Annotated in this window: 17 protein-coding genes and 1 pseudogene; 9 read left to right on the top strand and 9 right to left on the bottom strand. The window is 61.1% G+C overall.

The annotated features are described in order from the left end of the window. Positions 1 to 8 precede the first annotated feature (8 nt). Complete coding sequence (locus M0808_RS01075) at positions 9 to 4,562, top strand: hypothetical protein (RefSeq protein ID WP_247839569.1); 4,554 nt, start codon at positions 9 to 11, stop codon at positions 4,560 to 4,562. 33 nt (positions 4,563 to 4,595) lie between these two features. Here M0808_RS01075 and M0808_RS01070 read toward each other — a convergent pair whose 3' ends face one another. Next, a complete protein-coding gene (locus M0808_RS01070; RefSeq protein WP_247839567.1) occupies positions 4,596 to 6,152 on the bottom strand; it encodes a PLP-dependent aminotransferase family protein in 1,557 nt (518 codons plus the stop codon). Between the two features lie 92 nt (positions 6,153 to 6,244). On the opposite strand from M0808_RS01070, the gene M0808_RS01065 reads away from it, so the two are divergent. Genes M0808_RS01065 through M0808_RS01055 form a run of 3 tightly spaced genes read left to right on the top strand, consistent with a single transcriptional unit; the run spans position 6,245 to position 8,009 of the window. Then, the gene (locus tag M0808_RS01065; RefSeq protein WP_247839565.1) at positions 6,245 to 6,868 is read left to right on the top strand and encodes an FMN-binding negative transcriptional regulator; all 624 of its coding nucleotides are present in this window, start codon (positions 6,245 to 6,247) and stop codon (positions 6,866 to 6,868) included. A gap of 10 nt (positions 6,869 to 6,878) precedes the next feature. After that, a complete protein-coding gene (locus tag M0808_RS01060; RefSeq protein ID WP_064589872.1) occupies positions 6,879 to 7,325 on the top strand; it encodes a GNAT family N-acetyltransferase in 447 nt (148 codons plus the stop codon). A gap of 12 nt (positions 7,326 to 7,337) precedes the next feature. Beyond that, positions 7,338 to 8,009, top strand: a complete 672-nt coding sequence (locus M0808_RS01055; RefSeq protein WP_247839563.1) for a GNAT family protein — start codon at positions 7,338 to 7,340, stop codon at positions 8,007 to 8,009. Positions 8,010 to 8,108: 99 nt separating this feature from the next. Here the strand turns inward: M0808_RS01055 and M0808_RS01050 are convergent, their stop codons facing one another. Next, on the bottom strand, positions 8,109 to 9,008 hold the full coding sequence (locus M0808_RS01050; RefSeq protein WP_247839561.1) for a homocysteine S-methyltransferase family protein: 900 nt from the start codon (positions 9,006 to 9,008) through the stop codon (positions 8,109 to 8,111). A gap of 111 nt (positions 9,009 to 9,119) precedes the next feature. Between M0808_RS01050 and M0808_RS01045 the strand changes: the two genes are divergently transcribed. Next, positions 9,120 to 9,941 (top strand): ABC transporter substrate-binding protein, encoded by an 822-nt coding sequence (locus M0808_RS01045; protein WP_027610350.1) that lies wholly within the window; start codon positions 9,120 to 9,122, stop codon positions 9,939 to 9,941. Continuing rightward, positions 9,938 to 10,774, top strand: a complete 837-nt coding sequence (locus tag M0808_RS01040; protein WP_027610349.1) for an amino acid ABC transporter permease — start codon at positions 9,938 to 9,940, stop codon at positions 10,772 to 10,774. Before M0808_RS01045 ends, M0808_RS01040 begins: the two co-directional genes overlap by 4 nt. A gap of 31 nt (positions 10,775 to 10,805) precedes the next feature. Here M0808_RS01040 and M0808_RS01035 read toward each other — a convergent pair whose 3' ends face one another. Continuing rightward, a complete protein-coding gene (locus M0808_RS01035; RefSeq protein WP_247839559.1) occupies positions 10,806 to 11,084 on the bottom strand; it encodes a helix-turn-helix transcriptional regulator in 279 nt (92 codons plus the stop codon). Then, positions 11,081 to 11,227, bottom strand: a pseudogene (locus M0808_RS01030) (type II toxin-antitoxin system HipA family toxin); the annotation flags it as partial. The pseudogene M0808_RS01030 and the gene M0808_RS01035, both read right to left, overlap by 4 nt. 243 nt (positions 11,228 to 11,470) lie before the next feature. Between M0808_RS01030 and M0808_RS01025 the strand changes: the two are divergent. Further along, positions 11,471 to 14,428, top strand: a complete 2,958-nt coding sequence (locus M0808_RS01025) for an autotransporter outer membrane beta-barrel domain-containing protein (protein WP_247839557.1) — start codon at positions 11,471 to 11,473, stop codon at positions 14,426 to 14,428. A 640-nt stretch (positions 14,429 to 15,068) separates the two neighbouring features. Next, positions 15,069 to 16,106, top strand: a complete 1,038-nt coding sequence (locus M0808_RS01020) for an autotransporter outer membrane beta-barrel domain-containing protein (protein WP_348773027.1) — start codon at positions 15,069 to 15,071, stop codon at positions 16,104 to 16,106. Positions 16,107 to 16,278: 172 nt separating this feature from the next. Here the strand turns inward: M0808_RS01020 and oadA are convergent, their stop codons facing one another. Both oadA and M0808_RS01010 read right to left on the bottom strand, forming a co-directional pair. Next, positions 16,279 to 18,087 (bottom strand): sodium-extruding oxaloacetate decarboxylase subunit alpha, encoded by a 1,809-nt coding sequence (oadA, locus tag M0808_RS01015; RefSeq protein ID WP_007962245.1) that lies wholly within the window; start codon positions 18,085 to 18,087, stop codon positions 16,279 to 16,281. 11 nt (positions 18,088 to 18,098) lie between these two features. Next, positions 18,099 to 19,514 (bottom strand): acetyl-CoA carboxylase biotin carboxylase subunit, encoded by a 1,416-nt coding sequence (locus M0808_RS01010; RefSeq protein WP_027610345.1) that lies wholly within the window; start codon positions 19,512 to 19,514, stop codon positions 18,099 to 18,101. 190 nt (positions 19,515 to 19,704) lie between these two features. Between M0808_RS01010 and M0808_RS01005 the strand changes: the two genes are divergently transcribed. Continuing rightward, on the top strand, positions 19,705 to 20,667 hold the full coding sequence (locus tag M0808_RS01005) for a LysR family transcriptional regulator (RefSeq protein ID WP_027610344.1): 963 nt from the start codon (positions 19,705 to 19,707) through the stop codon (positions 20,665 to 20,667). Here M0808_RS01005 and M0808_RS01000 read toward each other — a convergent pair. The 3 genes from M0808_RS01000 to M0808_RS00990 all read right to left on the bottom strand — a co-directional run bounded on the left by M0808_RS01000 (position 20,609) and on the right by M0808_RS00990 (position 24,979). Further along, positions 20,609 to 20,821, bottom strand: coding sequence for a hypothetical protein (locus M0808_RS01000; protein WP_027610343.1), 213 nt, complete (start codon positions 20,819 to 20,821; stop codon positions 20,609 to 20,611). The genes M0808_RS01005 and M0808_RS01000 overlap by 59 nt on opposite strands. A gap of 233 nt (positions 20,822 to 21,054) precedes the next feature. After that, positions 21,055 to 21,921 carry a transcriptional regulator HexR gene (gene hexR / locus M0808_RS00995; RefSeq protein ID WP_007962240.1) on the bottom strand — a complete coding sequence of 289 codons (867 nt, stop codon included), beginning with the start codon at positions 21,919 to 21,921 and terminating at the stop codon, positions 21,055 to 21,057. 127 nt (positions 21,922 to 22,048) lie between these two features. Further along, complete coding sequence (locus M0808_RS00990; RefSeq protein ID WP_190953459.1) at positions 22,049 to 24,979, bottom strand: GGDEF domain-containing phosphodiesterase; 2,931 nt, start codon at positions 24,977 to 24,979, stop codon at positions 22,049 to 22,051. Positions 24,980 to 25,038: the final 59 nt, after the last annotated feature.

Genomic DNA, 25,038 nt, shown 5'->3' with positions numbered 1-25,038 from the left:
CAATGACAATGACTGAGCATTCAGCGAACACCGAAACCCATGCATTGCTGCAAAAGAGCCAGATCGTCCATCAGACCAGTCGCGGACCCACAGTCGATGAAGTCGCCAGCGCAGTGCTGCGTCAGGCGCTCGAAGCGCTGTATCCACAACGCAAGATCGATCCCGAGCAGGCCATGATCGGCACGCCACAATGGCAATGGCTCGACGCTGAGCGGGTGGCCCTGCCAACCCGATTTGAATCACTGACAGAGGCACTCGTCCGGCAATTTTTCAACGGCTCCAGCGCCAACTATCTCGAGGGTGAACACTTTCTGACCTTGAACCACCAGGCCACGCCAGTGGTGCATATGGATGTCGATATCGAGGCCATTGCCGATCTGCTCAACGATTATGCGCCCCTGTTGTTTGTTGCCTTCGCCGAGCGACAGCTGGATTACTGGAACAGCACCCGACGCCAATTGCCGCGCTGGCAAGAACTCTCCGATGCCCTGCGCGAAGCCCTGAACGTCCATAACGCCGAGGGCTGGGACGATGAACAGTGCCGGGTCGCCCGGGCGATTTCGCGGCGCCCGGACAAACAGGAGCGCCAGCGTCACGACATAACACTGTCGGACATCCGCGTGTGCCTGATCGACATCGACTCGGTCGATGCTCAAGGCGCTGCCCGGCACCTGATTCTGGGCGGCGCCGTGGTGATTTTCGGACGCTATGGCCTGCGCGATCTGGTCATGATGTACACCGTGGAAGATGGTTACGAGACATTCGACTCTCTGCAGCAACTGGGTGAATCACTGCCGCAGCGTATCGAACTGTTGCCGGCCGGACAGAATCTGCAGTGGCAGTTGTTCGAACCCGAGGGCAATTTTTTCGACCACATGGCGTGGGTCCTGATTGCCAACCAGCTCGATGCCATCCGGGCAATCACCCGACAAAGTCTCGACGAGGAAAGCGAGGACGGCTCCTCCCTTCTGCCCCTGATCGAGCAAGCCAGCGAACCGCAGAAAAACACCCTCATCGACCTCGATGATTCGATACCCGACTGGTTGCTCGACGCTTCGGCTTCCGAGCTCGATCAATACAGCCAATCGATCAATGCGCTGGGCCAGTTGTACCGGCAGGCAGACAAGGCGCTGTTGCCAATCCCGCCGATCGATACCTATGCACGCAATTGCATGCGTGAGGCGATCATTGCCGATCAGCCATCGGCGGCCGGGCTGCCTTTGGACAAATTGCAAATCCGCATCACCAACAGCTTCGAATCGGGAGGCGTGACACTGCCCGATCCGCATGACACCCATATCGAAACCCTGGGCGAGTACGCCTTGCAAAACCGCACGCCGTATCTGGCGACTCTGCAATTCGACCCGCCACAAGCGCTGCCGCAGTGGCTGACTGTCGCCTACCTGACGAAGATGGCAAACAAGATCGACATGGGTGAGGTCTATCCCGGCTTGATCAGGGACAGGCTGATCAACGATCCGCTGCAGGCCCCCCTGCAGCAGCGTTTTTACCTCCGCCAGTTGCACGCACTGCTGCCGCTGATTGCACTGGAATCCAAGCTGCGTCGCCTCGGCGGCGTGGATGAGCAGGGTTATCGCTGTGTCCAGGAGTGGCTCAAACCGATACCCGGTCATCCACACACTGTGGTCATTCGCCCGCTGACGTTTATCCATGCCGGGGAGACTGTTGGCGATGTTGTCACCAACATGTTCATCATTGCTCCGCGTCTGCCTGGAGCCGGGCCATGCCTGCTGTATCGTCCGTTGCTTGAGCAGCCATTGCTGCAATTCCCCTCAACGCAAAACCTGCTGTACGCCGTCCATCAGCCAGGCGAACTGAGAGATTCGGTGCTGGCGTGGCTGGCGGATTCGCAAACCAGCTTCAAATATGCCCAATACACCTTCCCCATCGGTCTGCCCAGTCCGTGGCTGGGCGCGCAATTGCTCGCCGAGCCCTGGACCAGCGTCAAGTGGGCCGGGCCGGTCGGGCTTGCCTCCACGGCGCTGACTGGCGACGTGTTCCCGGTGCTGTTCAAGACCCATGCACTGGCGATGGCCGAACTCGCCGACCGACAGTCGTTGTCCAATGCGCAACGCCGCTGGGCCTTGCTGCGAGACAGTGGGTGGGCGTTGTTCAACGTTGCCGCGAACTTTCTCTGCGGCCCGGCAGGCGCGGCGATCTGGGTCTGGCAAAGCATCAGCGAAATCGATCAGGTCGTGGACGCCCACAATCGTGGCGATACCCACGCCCAGTGGAGCGCCGTTGCCGATATGTTGCTGAACCTAGGCATGATCCTGGCCCATCATGCGGCCACCCAACGCACAACCGGCCCCCGCACAGCGTTACGCAGCGAAGGCGCAAGCGATATCGAAAGCGAAGGACTGCCCCGGATCCAGACCGCCCCTGCACAAGCGCCTGTCCCGCCCACGGTTACACACGTCACCACGCTGCTGAAGGACCAACTCCCGGCCAGCCATTACTCCTCGCTTGAAGCCTACGGCTCGGTGCCCCGGCGTTCGCCCGGTGCCTTGGCAACGTTTCTGAATACTCTGGCCGTGCCGGCTCCCGACCTCACGGCAGCCGCGGTGGAAACCCTGCTGCGCGGCAAGGCGACCTTATATCGCCTCGCTAACAGCACCTATGCGCAGGCGGGCGACCGCTGGTTCCGCGTGATTGAAAACGATGACCAGCAGGTGCAAATCGTTGATCCGCAAACACCGTCAAAAACCGGTCCGCTGCTGATTCACAACCAGCAAGGCCAATGGTTCGTGGATACCCGACTGCGTCTGCGCGGTGGCGCCGGGGGCACCAGCCTGCAAAGTCAGCTCAAGGCCCAGCGCAAGGAAAAGGAAATCCAGAGGAACCAGCTCGGTACGGCTCTGCAAGCATTCAGAAATCAGGAAGCCGTCGGCAACGCTGCTCTGGAGCAAGCCCAGTCAGCCATGCTTGGCGCCTCCGGACAAGCCCACGAAGAGGCGACCCGGCGTTACCTTGACCAGGTCGAAAAGCTGATCGGGGATTACGACGAGGCCTTGAAAATGCTCGGCCAATGGCGCCTCAAAGGGGGGAGCGACGGCTATTTCGTCGAATTGCAGCGCATGACCACTTTGCTGCAAAAAAACCTCAGCCTCTGGTTCGTTCTCAAACGCAACGCATACGCGGTATTGACCCGTAAATTGGCTCAACACACGGTCATCGATACACCGCAAGCGCTGCAAAGTTACAACGAGGAACTGCGCCAGGCCCTGGCGTTGAGCCAGGACATGATCGCCCGCCTGCAGCTGTCCCGTACCTCCTTGGAAACTCTCGACACCATCGGCAGTGCAGGCATGACCACCGCGCAACGCTTGCGCCAACTGCTCCCGGCGTTTAACCAGTGGGACCTGAAATCCAATGCCATCGGCATGTCTCACGAGTTGTGCATGCAGGAAACAGCCACCGAAGCGGCGCGGGAAGCCACCGGTTGGCTGATAATCGAAGCCGCCACCGCTACACATCGCCACGCCGCCCTGATCAGGAAAACCGACAACGGCGACAACGCGACGCTGCGCATTGATCGTCTGAGCCGACTGATCGATGTCTATGTCGATGCCGATCAGCGTCTGGGGGACTTGCCAGGCGAATACCCGGGCATGGTGGTTGCGGCGGAACTGACACGGATGAGGAGCTTGCTCGGCGAATTCAGACAACTGGCGCAGGAGCAACTGAGCGAACTGCTGCCGGAAACCGGAGCCCGCAGCACGCCGGCCACACAGGGCCCCTCTGTCGCAGGACCGTCCCGACCGGTTGGCAAGGTCACCAAGAGCCGGCCTCGTGACCCTGCGCCCGCCAGACCCGCAGCCGCCAGCGAATCGCCTCTGGAAGAAATGCTTCCCGTCAGACCTACCGCCTCCCCGACGACGCACGTGGGCGACATCGAGTTCATTGCCGATGCCCTGACCCAGAATGAGCGAGTGCAGGCGTTCATTGACCGGACCCGTCGTGACGCTCTGAAGCCCAACCGTATACCGGCAGACATGCAGGATCTGTTCGATCAGCAGGCGCGGCGACTGGAACAGATTGCTGTCAGCGTCGAACAGGCGCAGGCCCGCATTGTCGCCGCCGGTGGCACGCGGTTGCCGGTGGGCAACTTGAGTGCGGAACTCAACAGCGCCGCAATCCGGTTACGTGCTCAAGGCATCGCCGTGCGCGCCAGTCTGCTCAAGGATCGCCAGCCTCGACAAGCCTATTTGCAATGGTTGCTGGACAATCAACAGGTACGGATCGTCAGGAACGTCCAGGGCCGGATCAAGACCAAAAAGCGCCAGGATTATTTTCAGGAGTATCAGATACTCGACAGCACCCAGCATGATCAGCCGTTATGGCTCGCGCATTTTCACTACGACTCGCCCGAAGCCGCGCCGGAACAATTCACCGCGGCGCACCTGAAAATCGCCGATGCGCATTTGAAGACCCTCAGCGCAGAACGTCGACAGGCCCTGACTGCTCTGACACCAATCGACTACGTGCTGCGCCGGATTGGCGATCCGAGCCTGTTCCTGCAACTCGAAGCACAACCGTGATACCGCCGCCGGGCGCATTGATCTGCGTCCGCTTCAGAGGGTGTGCCACACGGTTCGCAAACGCTCGAGCGCCGCTTCGATTGCGCGCTCAGGCACCGCCGCAAAGCCCAGCACCAGTCCGGCGCGCTGGTCGACCGGGGTCGTGGAATCAGGCAGCCAATAACTGCTCAGAGCATTGATCTCGACTTCAACGCTACGCGCCAGTTCGATCAGTTGGCTTTCACGCGCCACACTGGCGACCGGTACGCTCAGGTGCAACCCGGCGGCAACGCCGGGCAACTGGCCGACGCCCGGAATATTCTGCGGCCAGCCACCGAGCAGGACATTGCGTCGGCTCAGCGCCGCGCGGCGCATGCGTCGGATGTGCCGCTGGAAATGCCCGGCGGCCATGAACTCGGCCATCACCGCCTGGGTACTGACTTCGGAGTGACGCACATCCACCGCACGCCTTTGCGCAAATGCCTCCACCAACCCCGGCGGCAACACCAGATACCCCAGGCGCAACGCCGGGAACGCGACCTTGCCGAACGTGCCGACATACAGCACTCGCCCCTGTCGATCGAGGGCGGCCAATGGCGCCAGCGGCGCGCCGCTGTAACGATACTCGCCATCGTAATCATCCTCGACGATCCAGCCCTGCGTGCGCTCGGCCCACGCCAGCAATTCGAGGCGACGGGCCAGACTCATTACCACCCCCGTGGGGTACTGGTGGGATGGCGTGACATAGGTCAGGCGACAATCGGTCAGTCCTGCCAGTTGCTGGCAGTCGATTCCCTCGCTGTCCACCGCCACCCCATGCAGCCGGGCACCGGCCACGGCGAAGGCATGACCGGCCGCTCGATACCCGGGATTTTCAATCGCTATGCCGTCGCCCGGCGCTACCAGCAACTGTGCACAAAGGCTTATGCCCTGCTGTGCGCCACTGGTGATCACAATTTGCTCAGCCGTGCACTGCATGCCCCGTGAGCTGCGCAAATAGGCCGCGATCATCCCGCGCAACCGCGCATCGCCCGCCGGGTCGCCATAACACAACTGCTGCAAATCCGGCTTGCGCCAGAAAGCCGCGTTCAGCTTGGCCCAGACGTCAAACGGGAACAGATCGAAGGCTGGAACGCCGACCCGAAAAGCACGCGGCGGACCACTGGGTGGCAGGGCCAGATGATTGTTTTCAACCCGCTGAATTGCGTCGCTGTGGATAACTTTACTGGATGGAACCACAGGTAAATCCAGCCAATTTGTGGATAAGGCTGTGGGTAAGCTTGTTGAAAACCCTGTGGATACTTTTGTGGATAGTTTTTTTGTGGGCAATGCGCTTTGCAGCAATTGCGCGACATACGTGCCGTCTCCGACCCGGCCTTCGATGAAGCCTTCGGCGTACAACTGATCGTAGGCGCGCACCACGCTGTTGCGGGAAATCGCCAACGCCGTCGCCAGATCACGGCTGGCCGGCAGCCGCGTGCCACTGGCCAGACGCCCGTCCAGCACGCGCAGACGTAGCGCCTGATAGAGCTGGCGGCTCAAACCCTGACGGCGGTCGAGCTCGATACCGGCCGGATTGAACGGCATGGACAGCGTGGGCGACTGGGGCATGGCAATGGACCTATGAAATTGCTCATCAATGGCTCTTACAACAGACCATTAGCCTGCCTAGGATGCAGGCATTCGCCAAGGAAAATCTCTCCATGTATACGCCCCGCGCCTTTGCCATCGACGAACTGTCGCAACTGCACGAACTGATCCTCGCCAGCCGTCTCGCGATTCTGGTGAGCCACGGTGAAAACGGCCTGCAAGCCAGCCATGTACCGGTGCTGCTGCACCGCGAACAAGGCCCGAACGGCACGCTGTACGGGCACCTGGCCAAAGCCAATCCGCAGTGGAAAGACCTGCGCGACGGCGCTGAAGCGATGCTGATATTTGCCGGCCCCGACGCCTACGTCAGCCCGGGGTTTTACCCGAGCAAGGCCGAGCACGGCAAAGTCGTGCCGACCTGGAACTACGTCGCCGTGCACGCCTACGGCCACGCCGAAACCTTCAGCGACGGCGGGCGCCTGCTCGACATCGTCAGCACCCTGACCGATCGCCATGAAGCCGGTCGCGCGCAACCGTGGAAGGTCGACGATGCGCCGGCCGAATACATCGACGGCATGCTCAAGGCCATCGTCGGTTTCGCCATTCCCATCGACCGCCTCGAAGGCAAGCGCAAGCTCAGCCAGAACCGCAGCGCCGAAGACATTGCCGGCGTGCGCGAAGGCCTGGCTGCCAGCCCCGACATCGCCGACCGAACCCTCGCCCACCTGATGCGTTAAGGAAATCAGCATGAGTCAGATCCAGATCCGCCCGGTGACCGCCGGTGATCACGCCGCCTGGTTGCCGCTGTGGCAGGCCTACCTGCGCTTCTACAATACCGAGTTGCCGGACGCCGTCACGCACAGCACCTGGCAGCGTTTCCTCGACCCGAGCGAACCAACCCACGCCGCCCTCGCCTGGGCTGACGGCAAAGCAGTGGGCATGGTGCATTTCATCTATCACCGCTCCAATTGGAGCATCGAAAACTCCTGCTACTTGCAGGATCTGTTGGTGGCACCGGAGACTCGTGGCACCGGCGTCGGTCGCTTGCTGATCGAACACGTCTACGCCACCGCCAAGGCTGACGGTTGCTGCAAGGTGCATTGGCTGACTCACGAAACCAATGCCACCGCGATTCAGCTCTACGAGCGCATCGCCGAGCGCCCGGGATTCATCCAGTTTCGCAAAGCCATTTAAGGAGCCGCGTACATGACCACTGCACTTGCCGACTGGAAAGGCGTCCCCGCCCCCACCGCCACCTTGCTCGAAGGCCGGTTCATCCGCCTGGAACGCCTCGACCCGGCGCGCCACGGCGACGAGTTGTTCAACGCCCTCGAAGGCCCCGGCGCCGACCCGAAGCTGTGGGATTACTTGCCCTATGGGCCGTTCCCCGAGCGCAGCGTTTTCAATGACTGGTTGAACAACCATGCGGCCAGCAGCGATCCGTATTTCTTCAGCGTCATCGACCGCGTCACGGGCCAGGTGCAAGGCATCCTCAGCCTGATGTCGATCGTCCCGGCGCAGGGGCGCATCGAGATCGGCCACGTCACCTTCGGTGCGCCGATGCAACGTTCACCAAAGAGTACCGAAGCGGTTTACCTGTTGGCCAAATACGCCTTAGAACAGGGCTATCGTCGCCTGGAGTGGAAGTGCAACAACGGCAACGCCCGCTCCAAATACGCCGCCGAACGCCTGGGCTTCAGCTTCGAAGGCGTGTTCCGTCAGCACATGGTGGTCAAGGGCCAGAACCGCGATACCGCGTGGTATTCGATTGTGGATTCGGAGTGGCCGGCGATTGCGGCAGGTTTCGAGCAGTGGTTGAGCGATGCCAACCAGACGCCGAACGGGCAGCTCAAAGGTTTGGTCGAGTGCCGTAGTTAAATCTTCAAAGCAAAAGATCGCAGCCTGCGGCAGCTCCTACAGGGTGAACGTCAATCCCATGTAGGAGCTGCCGCAGGCTGCGATCTTTTGATCTGTTGTTTACCCCAACTTTTGCGCCAGCACCGCGATGTGTTCCGGGCCGATCCCGCAGCAACCACCCAAATGGCTGGCGCCCCGCTGCTGCCAATCCTTCGCCCAGTGCAGATACCCCGGCGGATCCAGATCGTCGCGCAACGGGTCGAGGCCGTCGTTGGCGGTCGCCTCTTTCGGTTGCGGTGGAAACGCGTTGGCATACGCGCCGATGTGAATCTGCACACCCAGACGCTCGAAGGTATCGCGCGCCGCATCAATCGCCGCACCGATCACTTCCGGCTGGCTGCAATTGAACAGCAGCGTCTCGACGCCCAATTCCGCCGCCACCGCCGCTGCTTCGGCCACCGGTTCGCCGGAACGCAGACGCGGCACCTCGTCGGTGTCTTCATCCTTCAAAGTAAACGACAGCCAGAAAGGTTTGCCGTCCTGCGGCAGACTGGCGCGAATGGAACGCGCCTCGATGATCGAGCTCTGGGTTTCCGCCAGCCACAGGTCGACATGTGGCGCCAGCCCGGTCACCAGTGGCGTCAGCAATTCGTTCACGCGTGCTGCTTCGAACAGGTCCGGGCGATAGGAACCGAACAGCGGTGGCAACGAACCGGCCACTCGCACCGCTTTGCCCGAGGCCTGCACCGCACGCTGCGCCAGCTCTCCGGCCAACGCCGCCAGTGCCTGACCTTCAGCGGCAAACCGCGCCTCGCCGATGTGAAACGGCACGACCGCATAGCTGTTGCTGGTGATCACATTGGCGCCGCTGGCGATGTAGGCGGCGTGCACCGCTTCGACCGCTTGCGGTGCTTCGATCAGGGCCAGCGCCGACCACTCGGGCTGCCGAAACGGCGCCCCGGCGCGTTGCAACTCACGGCCCATGCCGCCATCGAGAATTACCGTGCTTGCTGTGCCCATATGCTTTTCGCTCATATGCTTATGAAAATTACTCACTACCAGAGTAGTTCTTATAACTATTTAATACGCACCATTCGGTTAATAACAACCCCTTTTTTTCAGGTGTCGACTGTGAAACTTCAACCGCTACTGGCCCTGGGCCTGACGATTCTGGCCGCGTCCACTCAAGCCTTCGGCGGCGCCACACTCGATCGCGTCGAACAGAAAAAACAACTGGTCGGCGTGCTGATGGAAAGCTACCCACCCTTCTCGTTTCTCAATGAGCAGAATCAGCTCGACGGCTTCGACGTGGACGTCGCCAAAGCCGTTGCGGACAAGCTGGGGGTCAAGCTGCGCCTCGAAACGCCGTCCTGGGACGTCATTGCGGCCGGCCGCTGGAGCGGGCGCTATGACATCTGCATCTGCTCCATGACTCCGAGCAAGGCCCGCGCCGAAGTGTTCGATTTCCCGGTCGAGTACTACGCCTCGCCCGCCGTGATCGTGGTCAACGCCAAGGACGATCGCATCCACGGCGCCAAGGACCTGAGCGGCAAAAAGGTCGGCCTGACCAGCGCCAGCAGCTACGAAAGCTATCTGAACAAGAATCTGGTCATCGAAGGCGCCGAAGACACGCGCCTGGAGTACCCGTTCGAGGATGTGCAGATCGCTCCGTACGATACCGACAACGTCGCCTTCCAGGATCTGGGCCTGGGCGCCGGTGTGCGCCTGGACGCCATCCTCACCAATCTGGTGACCGCGCAGCCGCGCCTGAATCAGGATCAGCGTTTCAAACTGGCCGGCGCGCCGCTGTACTCGGAGCCGAACTCGGTGGCCATCGAAAAGGGTGATGCCGAGTGGGACGCCAAAGTGCGCGAGGTGTTTGCGCAACTCAAGCAGGACGGCACGCTGAGCAAGCTGTCGCAGAAATGGATCGGCGCCGATATCAGCCAATGACTGCCTTCCCGACACCTCCACAGCCGCCGCAACCGGTGGCTGAATCGCGCCTGCAACGGCTGCTCGGTTTCCGCACGCGCCTGTACCTGACCTGGGCGGCGATGTTCAGCCTGTTCGCCGGGTTTTTCCTCAGCTTCGATCTGAAGCTCTCGATCATCCTCGACAAGCTGCCGAATCTGCTCGGCGTGCACCTGGCGCCCAACGGCTTTCTGCAGGGCGCGGCACTGACCCTGTTTCTCTGCGCCTGCGCGATCGTCGCCTCATCCTTGCTGGGCTTCGTCACCGCTCTGGCGCGCCTGTCGAAAAGCGCCGTGGCATTCGGGATCGCCAGTTTCTACACCTCGTTCTTTCGCGGCACGCCGCTGCTGATCCAGATCCTGTTGATCTACCTCGGCCTGCCGCAACTGGGCGTGGTGCCCGGCGCGGTGGTGGCGGGGATCATTGCCCTGTCACTTAACTACGGCGCCTACCTCAGCGAAATTTTCCGCGCCGGTATCCTCGGCGTGCCCTACGGCCAACGCGAAGCTTCGCTGGCGCTGGGCATGCGCGAGAGCGTGATCTTCTGGCGCATCACCCTGCCCCAGGCGATGCGCACGATTATTCCGCCGACCACCAACCAGTTCATCTCGATGCTCAAGGACTCGTCACTGATCTCGGTGATGGGCGTCTGGGAAGTGATGTTTCTGGCGCAGTCCTACGGCCGCTCGAGCTACCGCTACATCGAGATGCTGACCACGGCGGCGATCATTTACTGGCTGATGTCGATCGGTCTGGAGCTGATCCAGGCGCGTATGGAGCGGCATTACGGCAAGGCTTATGTGCGGCGTAGCTAGGTTAATCAGCGCCTTGCGCCAGCGTCGGGTTTTAATTGATCTCTCGCCGCATCCGCACCACGCCCATTTTCAGTCCAAACGGACGAAACACCGCATTCAACGATTTCAATGTCTGATTGCCCTCGCCATGCTCGATATGCACCAGCGTGCGAACCGATATTTTGCACATCCTGGCAAACTGGGTTTGATGCAGACCGGTCACTTCCACGCGTAGACGACGAACCGCTTCACCGATCTCCAGTGTCCCTTGGGCCAGTGCCTCTTGAATGTTTTCGATGAGCACCGTGCGCTCGGCTACCGACATGCTCATTTCAGATCCCACTCTTTCAAGCGTTGCTCCAGATTTTTCAGAAGGATTCCCGGGTGGTTCATCGTTCTGTCGGGCAAACCGCTCGCCGTCAATATGTCGGGGAGCGCCGCCAGACGCTGGGCATCTTCACGCAAGCGTTCGAAAGGATGTGATGCGTCGGTCAAGCCCAGCTGCATTTAAATGCATTTAAGCAGGGATTTTATTGCTCAAAGATGCAATATATTGCACCTCGGCTAAGATGGCCCGGTGCAATATGCAACAAAATGCAGATGCGACTGTGTTTAAGATCATATGCACCAAGTAATGCTGGTCACCTTCCGACATCATTTTGTAAAACCCCATCGCTATACAGGACGGCCCGCTTATAACAAAAAGGCCCTCCACCCATGACCTTCCCGCCTCAGCGCTTGTCCCTCGCTGCCGTTCTGCTGATCACCGCCGGCACCGCCCACGGCAAGACCGTGCAGATCGACACTGCCACTACTGCCGCGCAAACCCTTGGCAGCAGTGACACGCTGACGATCTCGGCACCGGGCAGCATCACCAACAGCGGCAAGGCGGTGAGCCTGAAGGACGGCACCAGTGGCGCCGGTGTGGTCATCGATAACGCCGGGAAAATCGTTTCCAGCGGTGGCCGGGCCATCGACAGCAGTGGTGACCTGACCCAGGCGCGCAATTACCAGATCTACAACCGCAGCGGCGGGCAGATTCTCGGCGCCAACGACGCCTTGCGTATCGACAGCAACTTCGTCAGCGGCAGTCTGTTGATCGACAACAGCGGCGTGATTCGCTCGACCACCGGCCAAGGCCTGGACCTCGATGCGCTGCGCAGCGACGGGGTCAAAACCACCCTCATCAACCGCGCTGGCGGACTGATTCGTGGCGATGCCAGCGACGGCATGAAGACCGGCGCCAACGCGACGATTACCAACTACGGCGAGATCTCCACCGGCGACTCGCACAACGCCGATGAGAAGTTCGACGGCATCGACATCGACTCGGCCAGCGGTGTCAGCGTGACCAACTACGGGGTGATTTCCGGCGGCCGCCATGGCATCACCACCGACCTCGGTGCGACGCTGGTCAACTATGGGCAGATCACCGGCCGCAATGGTTCCGGATTCGGTTCCGACGGCGATGGTACGGTGATCAACCACGGGACCATCACCGGTGCTTACTCAGGCTTGCAGGCGAACGGTGACGGTGATGGCGTGGACATCGACAAGATCGCCCACATCGAAAACTACGGCACTATTCAGGGCGTCGGTGCGGGTGGCGTGGACAAGGGCGGATTCGCCAACGGCAGTGAAGGCATCGCCCTCGGCGGCGGCTACATTCTCAACGCGAACAACGCACTGATCAGCGGCGCCAACAGCGCGATTCTGGTGGACGACGGCAGCGGTGGTTCGGGGCTGGCAGCCACCACGCTGGAGAACTACGGCACCATTCAAGGCCTCGACGGCTTCGGCGTGAAGTTCGTCGGCGAATTCGCCGACAACGTGATCAACGGCGGCACCATCAGCGGCAGCAACGGCCTGGCACTCGACCTCGGTGGCGGCAACGACAGCCTGACCCTGCGCAACGGCAGTCGCTTCGTCGGCGTGGTCGATGGCGGCAGCGGGTACGACCGGGTGGTGATGGACGATGCGGCGGGCGGCAGCTTCGGCGCCAGCCGCAATTTCGAATGGCTGGAGGTCAGGCAAGGTGCGTGGACACTCACCGGCAGCGGCGATTTCAGCGATGGCGGCGCGGTGCGCAATGGCGCGACCCTGATCAACCAGGGCGGCATTGCCGGCAGCCTGACCGTAGACGCCGGCGGTGTGTATGCCGGTGGCGGCTCGGTGGGCAATCTCAACGTCAACGGCACGCTGCGTACCGACACCGGCCTGGGTCGCGCAACCATCGTCCACGACTTGAATATGGGCAGCGGCTCGACCCTCGTCTACGGCGTCAACGCCGATGGCAGCAGCGCCCCGGTTCAGGTCGGCGGCACCGCCAGCCTCAACGGTGCAACCCTGGCGGTGAACCCCGGCAGCGGCACTTATCCGTGGCAGAGCCACTACACCGTGCTGCAAGCCGCCAACGTCAACGGCACCTTCGGTAACGTCACCAGCCACTACGCGTTCCTCACGCCGACGCTGGCTTATACACCGACACAAGTCGACCTGACCTACACCCGCAATGACGTGGCCTTCAATCAGTTCGCGGCGACCGGCAACGGCAGCAACGCGGCCAACAGCCTGGCCACGATGGGCAAGAACAACGCGCTGTACAACGCCTTGCTCAACACCACCCAAAGCACGGCCGGCGCGGCGATCGAGCAACTGGCCGGCGCCAGCAACGCCAACCTGACCAGCGCCACGCTCGGCGCCAGCAGTCAGGTGGGCAACAGCATGCTGTCGGCGATGCAGCAAATGGGCGGCAGCCCGGGGTTGATGGTTGGCCTTGATCAACGCGACACCCCGGTGCTGGCGGCCAACGGCGTACCGTCGGAAGCGCGCAATCTGAATGACCCGAACGCGCGCGGACGCCTGTGGCTGCAAGCCATCGGCGGCTACGGCAAGCTCGACGGCGAGCACGGCAACAGCGGCCTGGAGCAACGCACCAAGGGCAGCGTACTGGGTGCCGACTGGGCACTGAATCCGCAGTGGCGCCTCGGCGTACTCGGCGGTTATTCAAAGACTGATCTGGACGCGACCGGCGTCGATGGCAACGTCGAGAGCTGGCACGCCGGCGTCTACGCACTGCGCCAGAGCGGCCCGTACTCCCTGCGCCTCGGCGCCGCCTACAGTGGCCATCAGGGCGAAAGCAAACGCACGGTGGCGTTCAATGGTTTCAATGATCGGCCCAAAGGCGATTACGACGCCGACAGCCAGCAAGCCTTCGCCGAACTCGGCTACACCATGGGCAGCGGTCGCCTCAACGCCGAGCCGTTCGCCAGCCTCGGCTACCAGCGCTACCACCGCGACCGTTACCAGGAAAAGGGTGGCGCCGCCGCACTGGACGTCGACAGCCAGACCCAGGACAACTTCAGCAGCACCTTCGGCCTGCGCCTGGCGCACCTGAACAGCCTCAACAACGGCATGAGCCTGACCCCGCGCATGGCCGCTGGCTGGAAACACACCTACGGCGATGTCAGCAGCTCGACGCGTCAGGCATTTGTGGTCGGCGGCAGCGCATTCAATGTCGATGGCAGTTCGCTGGATCGCGACAGCCTGATGCTCGAAGCCGGCCTGGATCTGGGGATCTCCGCACGGCATACATTGGGTGTCGGCTACAGCGGCGAGATCGGCAGCAACAGTCGCAATCACGGGTTGATCGGGCAGTGGCAGATGAGTTTCTGATCGTTGAACAGCCGGCGGCGTCTGGATCTGGTGTAGGAAAAGGCCCCGCCGGGTTCGTGTAAAACCACCGATCGCAGGACTTGCGATCCTTTTCTACGGTGAAGCTCCGATGTCGCCTGCAAGGCTGCGAGAAGCAGCCGACATCAGATTTTTTGCAGCAAAAATAGAGTGGGGTCTCCTATCCAGAGAGGCCCGACTCATGCCCGGACACTACCAGCTTCGCCCCCTCCAACTCGCCGTGGCGATTGCACTGGCAATCGGATGGAGCAACGTTTCCATCGCCCAACAGCCGGAGATTCCGGTCGTCGAAACTGCAGTAGAACCCAAGCCCAAAAAGCCGCGTAAAACAAAGCCAAAGCCGCCCGTCGAGTCGGGCGGCCTCTCCACGATTGAAGAAGTTATCAGTCCAAGTCCAGCCCAAACTGCCATCCAACCATTGGCGAGCAGCTCTTCCAGCAATGCAGAGCATCGGACACCCGATCAAGAGATGCCGGTTGAGCCTTTGCAAGACAGGCCTCTGGAGCATCTGGCAAACAGCACGAATGCTCAGAAACTCGCAAAAAGCCTTGAAGAAAAATCCGTTCCACCGCAGCAACCGCAGCAACCGCAGCAACCGCAGCAACCGCAAGAGCCTGAGACATTGCCCCAACCAGCGCAGCCCGTAACGCCTGCCTCGCCGTCAAATACCGCCATCAGCGCCCTGCTCGACGCCAGCACACCAACAGCGAGTCTGGCACTCGAACAACTTGCCGCCGGCAGCAACGCCAACCTCGCCAAAGCCACTCTGAGCAGCGCCGCTCCGGTCAGCACCAGCATGCTCTCGGCGATGCATCAGCTGAACAATCGTAACGCTGATGATCCCGGGCGAGTCTGGCTGCAAGCTCTGGGACATGGCGGCAAGGTCGATCGTGATTACGACAGTGCCCTCAAACACTCCACCCACGGTTTGGTACTGGGGGCCGACTGGCAATTCGACGAACAGTGGCATGTCGGCCTGATGGGGGCGAAAGCGCAAACCCGGCTCAATGCCCAACAGTTCGACGGTGATCTCGACAGCTGGCACCTCGGCGCCTACGCGCTGCGTCAGGACGGCCCGTTTGCCCTGCGCCTGGGGGCTTCGTACGGCAGTCATGACGGCAGTGGCAAACGTCGCGTTGCCTTCAATGGTTTCAGTGATCGCCTCAAGAGCAGCTATGACGCCAGCACCCAGCAGGTGTTTGCCGAAGTCGGCTACAACCTGGGACGTGGCAACGTCAGCTTCGAACCGTTCGCCAGTATCGGTTATCAACGCTACCAGCGTGACGGTTACACCGAGAAAGGTGGCGCTGCGGCGCTCAAGGTTCAGGGGCAGACCCGGGCGAACCCGAGCAGCACCGTCGGCCTGCGCCTGGCGAAAACCAGTCACCTGGCCAACGGCATGCAGTTGACGCCACGTCTCAGCGCCAGCGTGAAACATACCTACGGCGAGCTCGATAACGAAACGCGCCAGCAACTGGTCAAGGGTGGCAAAAGCTTTGCAGTCGCCGGGGCCGAGATGGATCGCAACGTTTTTACCCTGGATGCAGGTCTGGACCTGACGCTGTCCACTCGCAACACCCTGGGCGTCGGCATCAGCGGCGAAGCCGGCTCTGATAGCCGTAGCTACGGCGTGACGGGTCAGTGGCGCATGGCGTTCTGACACAACGCGCTTGTGTAGGAGCTGCCGCAGGCTGCGATCTTTTGACTTTGCTCTTGAAGATCAAAAGATCGCAGCCTGCGGCAGCTCCTACAGAGGACGGTAAATTGCAGGCGAAAAAAAAGGGGAGCACATGCCCCCCCGAGGTTTAAAACGTTGAATCGCGGCAGTTATCTCAGCCTTCGATCTCGATCAGGATTTCGCCAGGATTCACCCGGTCGCCCTTGGCCACATGGATGGCGGTGACCTTGCCGGCAATCGCTGCCTGAACTTCGGTTTCCATCTTCATCGCTTCGGTGATCAGCACCGCCTGACCAGCCTTGACGGTGTCGCCTTCCTTGACCAGCACATCGACGATGTTGCCCGGCATGGTAGTGCTGACGTGGCCCGGTGCCGACGCCTGCTTGCGTTTGCTGCTGCCTCCGCCGACGAATTCGTTGAGCGGTTCGAACACCACTTCTTCCGGCATGCCGTCGATGGACAGGTAGAAGTGACGCTTGCCTTCGGCCTTCACGCCGACACCGGTGATGTCGACCCGGTAGGTTTCGCCGTGGACGTCGATGACAAACTCGGTCGGCACGCCTTCGCCACCGGCCTTCGCCACACCGCCGGCCTCAGGGATCGGCAACAGCACTTCCGGAACGAGGGTGCCGGCGGCACGCTCTTCGAGGAATTTGCGGCCGATGTCCGGGAACATGGCGAAAGTCAGCACGTCCTCTTCGGACTTGGCCAGTGCACCGATATCGGCACGCAGCTTGGTCATTTCCGGCTTGAGCAGATCGGCCGGACGCACGTCGATCACTTCCTCGCTGCCGATAGCTTGGCGACGCAGTTTTTCATTCACCACTCCCGGCGCCTTGCCGTAACCGCCCTGCAGGTACAGCTTCACTTCGTTGGTGATGGTTTTGTAGCGCTCACCGGCCAGCACGTTGAAGAACGCCTGGGTGCCTACGATCTGCGAAGTCGGAGTCACCAGCGGCGGGAAACCGAGGTCTTCCCGTACACGCGGGATTTCCGCCAGCACTTCGGCCATGCGGTTCAGCGCGCCCTGCTCTTTCAACTGGTTGGCGAGGTTGGAGATCATCCCGCCCGGTACCTGGTTGACTTGCACACGGGTATCGACCGCGGTGAACTCGCTTTCGAACTGGTGGTACTTCTTACGCACGGCGTAGAAGTACAGACCGATCTCCTGCAGCAGCTCCAGGTTCAGACCGGTGTCGTACTCGGTGCCTTTGAGCGCAGCAACCATCGACTCGGTGCCCGGATGGCTGGTGCCCGAGGCGAAGCTGGAGATCGCGGTATCAATGTGATCGGCACCGTTTTCGATGGCTTTCAATTGGCACATCGCCGCCAGACCAGCCGTGTCATGCGAGTGGATAAACACTGGCAGCGACTGCTCGGCTTTCAGTGCGCGAACCAGTTCGCCGGTGGCGTACGGTGTCAGCAGACCGGCCATGTCTTTGATCGCCACCGAGTCGCAACCCATGGCTTCCATCTGCTTGGCCTGCGCCACGAACGCGTCGATGGTGTGCACCGGGCTGGTGGTATAGGCGATGGTGCCCTGTGCGTGTTTACCCGCAGCCTTCACTGCTTCGATGGCTACGCGCAGGTTACGCACGTCGTTCATTGCGTCGAAGATGCGGAAAACGTCGATGCCGTTGACCGCTGCCTTGGCAACGAAAGCTTTGACCACGTCGTCGCTGTAGTGGCGATAGCCGAGCAGGTTCTGCCCGCGCAGAAGCATTTGCAGACGGGTGTTGGGCAGCGCGGCGCGCAGTTGGCGCAGACGCTCCCACGGGTCTTCTTTCAGAAAGCGCACGCAGGCGTCGAACGTCGCACCGCCCCAGCACTCCAGCGACCAGTAGCCGACCTTATCGAGCTTGTCGCAGATCGGCAGCATGTCTTCGGTGCGCATGCGGGTAGCGAGCAACGATTGGTGAGCGTCGCGCAGGATGGTGTCGGTTACGAAAATTTTCTTGGACATTGTTGTATTCCTCACAGGCCTGCGTGGGCGGCGATGGCGGCGGCGATGGCCAGGGCCAGCTCTTCGGGTTTGCGCTTGATCGAGTAGTTGGTCAGTTCCGGGTGGCTTTCCACGAAGCTGGTATTGAACTGGCCGCTACGGAATTCCGGGTTGCGCAGGATTTCCTGGTAGTACGCGGCGGTGGTTTTCACGCCTTGCAGACGCATGTCGTCGAGGGCGCGCAGGCCCCGGTCCATCGCCTCTTCCCAGGTCAACGCCCAAACCACCAGTTTCAGGCACATCGAGTCATAGAACGGCGGAATGGTGTAGCCGGTGTAGATCGCTGTATCAGTGCGCACGCCCGGGCCGCCAGGGGCGTAGTAACGAGTGATCTTGCCGAAGCTCGGCAGGAAGTTGTTTTTCGGGTCTTCGGCGTTGATGCGGAACTGCAACGCGAAACCACGGTGCTGGATGTCTTCCTGCTTCACCGACAGCGGCAGGCCGGAGGCGATGCGGATCTGCTCACGAACAATGTCGATCCCGGTGATTTCTTCGGTGATGGTGTGCTCCACCTGCACCCGGGTGTTCATCTCCATGAAGTACACCTCGCCCTCGGCGAGCAAGAACTCCACGGTACCGGCGTTCTCGTAGCCCACAGCCTTGGCCGCACGCACCGACAGATCGCCGATGTAGGCGCGCTGTTCCGGGGTCAGTTGCGGGCTCGGGGCGATCTCGATCAGCTTCTGGTTGCGGCGCTGGATCGAGCAGTCACGCTCGAACAGGTGCACCACGTTGCCGAAGCTGTCGCCGAGGATCTGCGCTTCGATGTGCTTGGGATTGACGATGCATTTTTCCAAGAACACTTCCGCCGAACCGAAGGCCTTGGTCGCTTCGGAAATCACCCGAGGAAAGTTCTGTTCGAGTTCTTCGCGGCTGTTGCAGCGACGAATGCCGCGCCCGCCACCACCGGAGGTGGCCTTGAGCATCACCGGGTAACCGATGCGGTCGCCCTCGGTCAGGGCTTCTTCGATACCCGACACGTTGCCTTCGGTGCCCGGGGTGACCGGCACACCGGCCTTGATCATGCTGCGCCGGGCTTCGGTCTTGTCGCCCATGCGGCGAATGACTTCTGCCGACGGGCCGATGAATTTGATTCCACGTTCGGCGCAGATGTCTGCCAGCTCAGCGTTTTCCGAAAGGAAGCCGTAACCGGGATGCAATGCATCGCAACCGGTTTCCACCGCCAGATTCACCAGCTTGCGCGGGTTGAGGTAACCGGCCAGTGGCTCGGCACCGATGCTGTGGGCTTCGTCCGCACGCTTCACATGCAAGGCATGGCGGTCGGCGTCGGAAAAAATCGCTACCGAGCGAATGCCCATCTCGGCGCAGGCCCGCACGATTCGTACGGCAATCTCACCACGGTTGGCGATCAGGATCTTTTTTATCACTTGGAAATTCCCTTGAGCCGGTGGCACCACGACCTGCTAGACCCAGGTCGACGCGTGACTAAATGTTTCAATTTAGTCGCAGCCCCACACTAGCCCTCACAAGGGATTAACAAAAATGAATAAAAATTGGGTCAGGCATAAGCAAAGACTTATAGTTAAACCATCAGCCTGCCGTCAGAGCCTATAAAAAATGCGTAAGTCCTTGATGCGTATGACATTACGCCAGTTGCAGATCTTCAACGAAGTGTGTGATTTACGGTCCTACAGCCGCGCAGCCGATGAAATGTCTCTGACACAACCGGCCGTCAGCCTACAGATTCGTCAGCTGGAAGAGCTGATCGGGCAACCATTATTCGATTATGTCGGCAAAAAACTCTACATGACCGAGGCCGCCGAAGCCCTGCAGCGTGCCAGCCGGGACATCTTCGGGCGCCTGGAAAACCTCGACATGCAGCTGTCGGACATGCAGGGCTCGCTGCAGGGGCAGCTGAAACTGGCGGTGGAATCCAGCGCTAAATACTTCGTGCCGCATCTGTTCGCCGCGTTCAAGCGCCAGCATCCGGAAGTCAACCTGCAACTGACCGTGGTCAACCGCGGCCAGGTAATTCGTCGCCTCTCGGACAACCGCGATGATCTGGTGATCATGTCGATGGTGCCACAGGACATGGGCCTGGAGTTCCTGCCGTTTCTCAATAATCCGATTGTCGCTGTCGCGCGTCCGGACCATCCGTTGGCACACATGGGGCCGCTGCGCCTGCAGGATCTTGAGCCTTACACACTGCTGATCCGCGAACCGGGTTCGGGCACGCGACTGGCCTGTGAAGAGTATTTCAAGGAGAAACGCGTGCACTTCACCCAAACCCAGGAAGTGGCCTCGGCTGAAGCCCAGCGCGAATGCGTAGTGGCGGGTCTGGGCCTGGCGCTGTTGACGCGCCACGCCCTGAACCTGGAGCTGGCGACCGGCGGCCTGGTCGAGCTGCCGGTCGAAGAGTTGCCGCTGTTTCGCAGCTGGTGCCTGGTGCAAGCCAAGGCCAAACGCCTGTCACCGGTGGCGCACGCCTTCCTGGCGTTTATCCGCAGCGAACGGGTGCAGATCAGCGCGCTGGTTGAACGCTTCGACGGGAAGCTGCGGGCGCTGCCTGCCAGTAGTTGAGTTCGATGTCCTCGGGAAAATCGCTGATTTCGCTTTGAAGCTGACGAAGTTCGAAGCGATCTTCGATCGCGCGACGAAATTCCATGCGGCGCTGGTCTTCCTGCTGACGACGGGTTTTCGCGGCGCTGTTGCGTTCTTCGTAGGGCTGAGCCATTTCGAGTCTCCCAAGGCGAGTACGGGAGTTTCACGATAGGCGGGAGGGATGACGGTTTGGCTGCGCGGGGATGACAGTGCGATGAAACTTTTGAAAAGTGCGGTGCTATTGAGGACGCTTTCGCGAGCAAGCCCGCTCCCACATTTGATCTCGATATGACACAAAATCTGTGGTCACCAGAGATCCCCTGTGGGAGCGGGCTTGCTCGCGAATAAGGTCGGAACGACCTTGCTTTAATCGTCCAGGGCCTTCACGGCCTTGGGGGATAGCCGCAAGCTGCGCAGGCTGCGCTTCACGCTCTTGAGGTGATTGACCAGACTCGGCCCGCGCGCCATTGCCACGCCCATCGCCAGCACGTCGATTACCACCAGATGCGCGATTCGCGAGGTCAGCGGTGTATAGATCTCGGTGTCTTCGTGCACATCGATCGCCAGGTTGACGGTCGACAGCTCAGCCAGCGGTGTCTGGCTCGGGCACAAGGTGATCAGCGAAGCGCCGCTCTCGCGAACGAGGTTGGCGGTGATCAGCAGATCCTTGGAGCGCCCGGACTGAGAAATGCAGATCGCCACATCGGTCGGCTTCAAGGTCACCGCCGACATCGCCTGCATGTGCGGGTCGGAATACGCCGCCGCCGTCAGCAGCAGACGGAAGAACTTGTGCTGCGCATCCGCCGCCACCGCGCCGGACGCACCAAAGCCATAGAACTCGACACGCTGGGCCTGGGACATCAGCGTCACCGCGCGCTGCAACTCCACCGGATCGAGCTTCTCGCGAACCTCCATCAGGGTGTGCAACGTGGTGTCGAAAATTTTCAGGCTGTAGTCGGCGACCGAGTCGTCCTCATGGATCGCGAACTGACCGAAGCTGGCACCAGCGGCCAGGCTTTGCGCCAGTTTCAGCTTGAGATCCTGAAACCCGGAGCAGCCGATGGCCCGGCAGAAACGCACAATGGTCGGCTCGCTGATGCCGACGCTGTGGGCCAGGTCGGCCATGGAACTGTGCATCACGGCCGCAGGGTCAAGCAGCACGTGGTCGGCGACCTTGAGCTCCGACTTGCGTAACAGGTGACGTGACTGGGCGATGTGTTGCAGCAGATTCAAGGGGCTGGACTCTTCTTATGGGCAAGGATGTAGCACGCTTGTAGTTATACTACATGAATTGGCTTTTTGCCTGCTCAATGCGTAACTCCATGTCCCCGTATCAGGCGCGATGGAGTGCATGTAGCCCTTAAAGCGGATTTCCCTGTTCGCGTAAAAGCCCAGCCAGACGCTCAGCCTCCACCGGGCGACTGATCAGATACCCCTGCACTTCGTCGCAGCGTTCAGCACGTAAAAATTCCAGCTGTTCTTGCCGCTCGACGCCTTCAGCCACCACTTTCAACGACAGCCCGTGCGCCATGGCAATGATCGCCCGGGTGATCGCCGCATCCTCGCTGCCCTGCCCCAGTCCGCGAATGAACGCCTGATCGATCTTCACGTAATCCACCGGAATTCGTTTGAGGTAACTCAGCGACGAATAGCCGGTGCCGAAGTCATCGATCGCCAGCTTCACCCCCAGATCACGCAACTGCTGGAAGGTCGCGATGATGTGTTCGACGCTGTCGAGCAGTTGGCTCTCGGTGAGTTCCAGTTCGAGGTAGTGCGGCGCCAGCCCGGTTTCTTCCAGCACCTGGCGCACCAGGCTGACCAGTTTGCCCTGACGCAATTGATGCACCGACAGGTTCACCGATACCCGAATCGGCTCCAGCCCTTGCCGCTGCCACTCGCACGCCTGCCAGCAGGCCTGGCGCAGCACGAACTCGCCGATCGGGCCGATCAGTCCGGTTTCCTCGGCCAGGCCGATAAAGTCCCCCGGCGGAACCCGGCCCATGCTTGGATGATCCCAACGCACCAGCGCTTCCGCCGCATTCAGGCGCCCGGTTTGCAGGCACAGCTTCGGCTGGTAGAACACCTTGAGCTGCTTGTCTTCGATGGCTTTGCGCAGTTGGTTTTCCAGTTGCAGGCGCTCAAGGGTACTGGCCTGCAGGCTGTCGGTGTAGAACTGGAAATTGTTGCCGCCCAGATGCTTGGCGTGTTGCATGGCCATGTTCGACTGACTGACCAGCGCAGAGATTTCCCGGGCGTTGTCCGGCAGCATGCTGATGCCCATCGAGGCACTGACCACCAGTTCATGCCCTTCGACCGTCAGCGGCAGACGCAGCTTGCTCGACAGCCGCGTAGCGACCCGCGCCAGGCTCGACAGGTTGCCGTAGGCATCGAACAGCACGGCAAACTCGTCACCGGACAATCGGGCGATGGTGTCGGCCTCCGGCAAGGCGTTGACCAGGCGTCGAGCCATTTTCTGCAACAGCTGATCCGCCACCTCGTGGCCGAGGCTGTCGTTGAGCAACTTGAAGCGATCGAGATTGATGTGCAGCAGCGCCAGACTGCGGCGCCCGCCCTGACGCACGCGCTGATGGGCTTCGTGCAGGCGTTCGCGGAACAGCGAGCGATTGGCCAGCCCGGTCAGCTCATCGTAATGCGTCAAGAAGCGCATGCGCTCTTCGGATTCGCGCCGCGCAGAAAGATCGGCGAAGAAGCCGACGATATGGCTGACATTTCCTCGACTGTCGCGCACCGCGTTGAGTTGCAGCCACTGCGGATACAGCTCGCCGTTCTTGCGGGTTTCCACCAGTTCGCCCTGCCAACTGCCGTGCTGCTCCAAAGCGTGGCGGATCGAGACGTAGTGCCGCCGCGCATCACGACTGCATGGCAGTTCGACGACGTTGCGCCCGAGCATGTCTTCGATGTCATAACCGGTGACGCGGCTGAACGCCTGATTGATCGCGATCAGCGCGTAGTTCGGGTCGAGAATGACGATGCCTTCGCTGGCCGCTTCGAACACCGTGGCCGCCAGTCGCTGCTGTTCTTCGAGGCTTTTGCTCGCGCTGATGTCGCGCCGGGTGCCGACCATGCGGATCACCCGCCCACTGTCACTGCGCTCCACGGCGCGACCGCGGTCTTCGATCCACACCCAATGGCCGTCGCCGTGACGTACGCGGTATTCGATCTGATAGTCCTCGGTGCGCCCTTTCAGGTGTTCGATCAGCGCCTGCTTGAGCCCTGGCACATCCTCCGGGTGCAGGCGTGGCTTGAGGTCGCGCAGGATCGCCGTGACGTATTCAGGCGCGAGGCCGAACAACTCCTGAATCTGCGTGTGATGGACTTCGTCGGTCTGCAGGTTCCAGTCCCACAGCCCCAGCTCACTGGCCTTCAACGCCAGGGCCAGCCGGGCTTCGCTTTTGCTCAGCGCCTGATTGGCCACGTCCAGCTCGCGGCTGCGCTGGGCCACGCGGTCTTCCAGCTCGATCTGTGCTTCACGCAGTTGGCCCTCGGCACAGCGCCGCTGTTCGATCTCCTTGGCCAGCGCCTGATTGAGCTGCTCGCTGCGGTTCTGCGCTTGCTGCAGGTGTTCGATCAGGTGCTGATTCTGAAACCGTCGCAGCAAGCCACGATCAATCAGCCGATTGACCTGCCAGGCGACCACGCTCAGCGAACCGAGCAGAATCAGCCCGAGCCAGCCCCAACCGCGCGCCTGCTCATCACCGCCCCAGAACAGGTAGCCGATCGCCGGCAGCAGGCACGGCAAGGTAAAGGACAGAAACGCCGGCAGGCTGACGGCGTAGGCAACGCTGGCCGATAACGTCGCGGCACCGATCAGGCCGAACACCCAGGCTTGCTGCATGAAGTTGTCGGCGGGCACCAGCGCGATGCCGGCGCCGGCCAGGGTCAGGCCGGTCATGGTCGAGCCGAGCAGAAACATGCGGAACCAGATCGGCTGAGCCTGACGGTCCGGGATCGCCGAATCGAACGCCGCGACCTGAATCACCCGCAGTGCCACCAGCGACAACAACCAGACCAGCCAGATGCTGACCACGAAATAGCGCTGCGGGCTCCAGAGCAAAGCGGCGCAGACCAGACCATTGAGTAACATGAACATCGTCGGCAGCAGCGAGCCCTGATACAGCAGGCGCGTGCGTTCGACCGCCATTTCGACGGCGTAATGCTTGCGGATGACCCGGGGTTCCACAGAGGGGCCCGACAGGTCTGAGCTGAGGGTCTTGTGCAATGTTGTTGTTCTTATAAGAGTGAGCATGGGCCCGAAACGTGGACGGAGCATACACAAGCCAACCCCGTTGCCAAACTGCTCCAGATCATAATTTGCCGGAAACTTTCCGC

Source organism: Pseudomonas sp. MWU12-3103b (genome assembly GCF_023100615.1).
Classification (GTDB): Bacteria; Pseudomonadota; Gammaproteobacteria; order Pseudomonadales; family Pseudomonadaceae; genus Aquipseudomonas; species Aquipseudomonas putida_A.
The sequence above is the reverse complement of the archived record's forward strand: the minus strand, read 5'-3'. Positions and strand labels throughout refer to the sequence as shown.

What these genes read in the sequence shown, in the direction of transcription:
- M0808_RS01035 (WP_247839559.1), bottom strand. Translation starts at nt 11,084, where the DNA reads ATGAGCATGTCGGTAGCCGAGCGCACGGTGCTCATCGAAAACATTCAA.
- M0808_RS01075 (WP_247839569.1), top strand. Translation starts at nt 9, where the DNA reads ATGACTGAGCATTCAGCGAACACCGAAACCCATGCATTGCTGCAAAAG.
- M0808_RS01040 (WP_027610349.1), top strand. Translation starts at nt 9,938, where the DNA reads ATGACTGCCTTCCCGACACCTCCACAGCCGCCGCAACCGGTGGCTGAA.
- M0808_RS01070 (WP_247839567.1), bottom strand. Translation starts at nt 6,152, where the DNA reads ATGCCCCAGTCGCCCACGCTGTCCATGCCGTTCAATCCGGCCGGTATC.
- M0808_RS01050 (WP_247839561.1), bottom strand. Translation starts at nt 9,008, where the DNA reads ATGGGCACAGCAAGCACGGTAATTCTCGATGGCGGCATGGGCCGTGAG.
- M0808_RS00990 (WP_190953459.1), bottom strand. Translation starts at nt 24,979, where the DNA reads ATGCTCCGTCCACGTTTCGGGCCCATGCTCACTCTTATAAGAACAACA.
- M0808_RS01065 (WP_247839565.1), top strand. Translation starts at nt 6,245, where the DNA reads ATGTATACGCCCCGCGCCTTTGCCATCGACGAACTGTCGCAACTGCAC.
- M0808_RS01055 (WP_247839563.1), top strand. Translation starts at nt 7,338, where the DNA reads ATGACCACTGCACTTGCCGACTGGAAAGGCGTCCCCGCCCCCACCGCC.
- M0808_RS01060 (WP_064589872.1), top strand. Translation starts at nt 6,879, where the DNA reads ATGAGTCAGATCCAGATCCGCCCGGTGACCGCCGGTGATCACGCCGCC.
- M0808_RS01025 (WP_247839557.1), top strand. Translation starts at nt 11,471, where the DNA reads ATGACCTTCCCGCCTCAGCGCTTGTCCCTCGCTGCCGTTCTGCTGATC.
- M0808_RS01000 (WP_027610343.1), bottom strand. Translation starts at nt 20,821, where the DNA reads ATGGCTCAGCCCTACGAAGAACGCAACAGCGCCGCGAAAACCCGTCGT.
- M0808_RS01005 (WP_027610344.1), top strand. Translation starts at nt 19,705, where the DNA reads ATGCGTAAGTCCTTGATGCGTATGACATTACGCCAGTTGCAGATCTTC.
- oadA (WP_007962245.1), bottom strand. Translation starts at nt 18,087, where the DNA reads ATGTCCAAGAAAATTTTCGTAACCGACACCATCCTGCGCGACGCTCAC.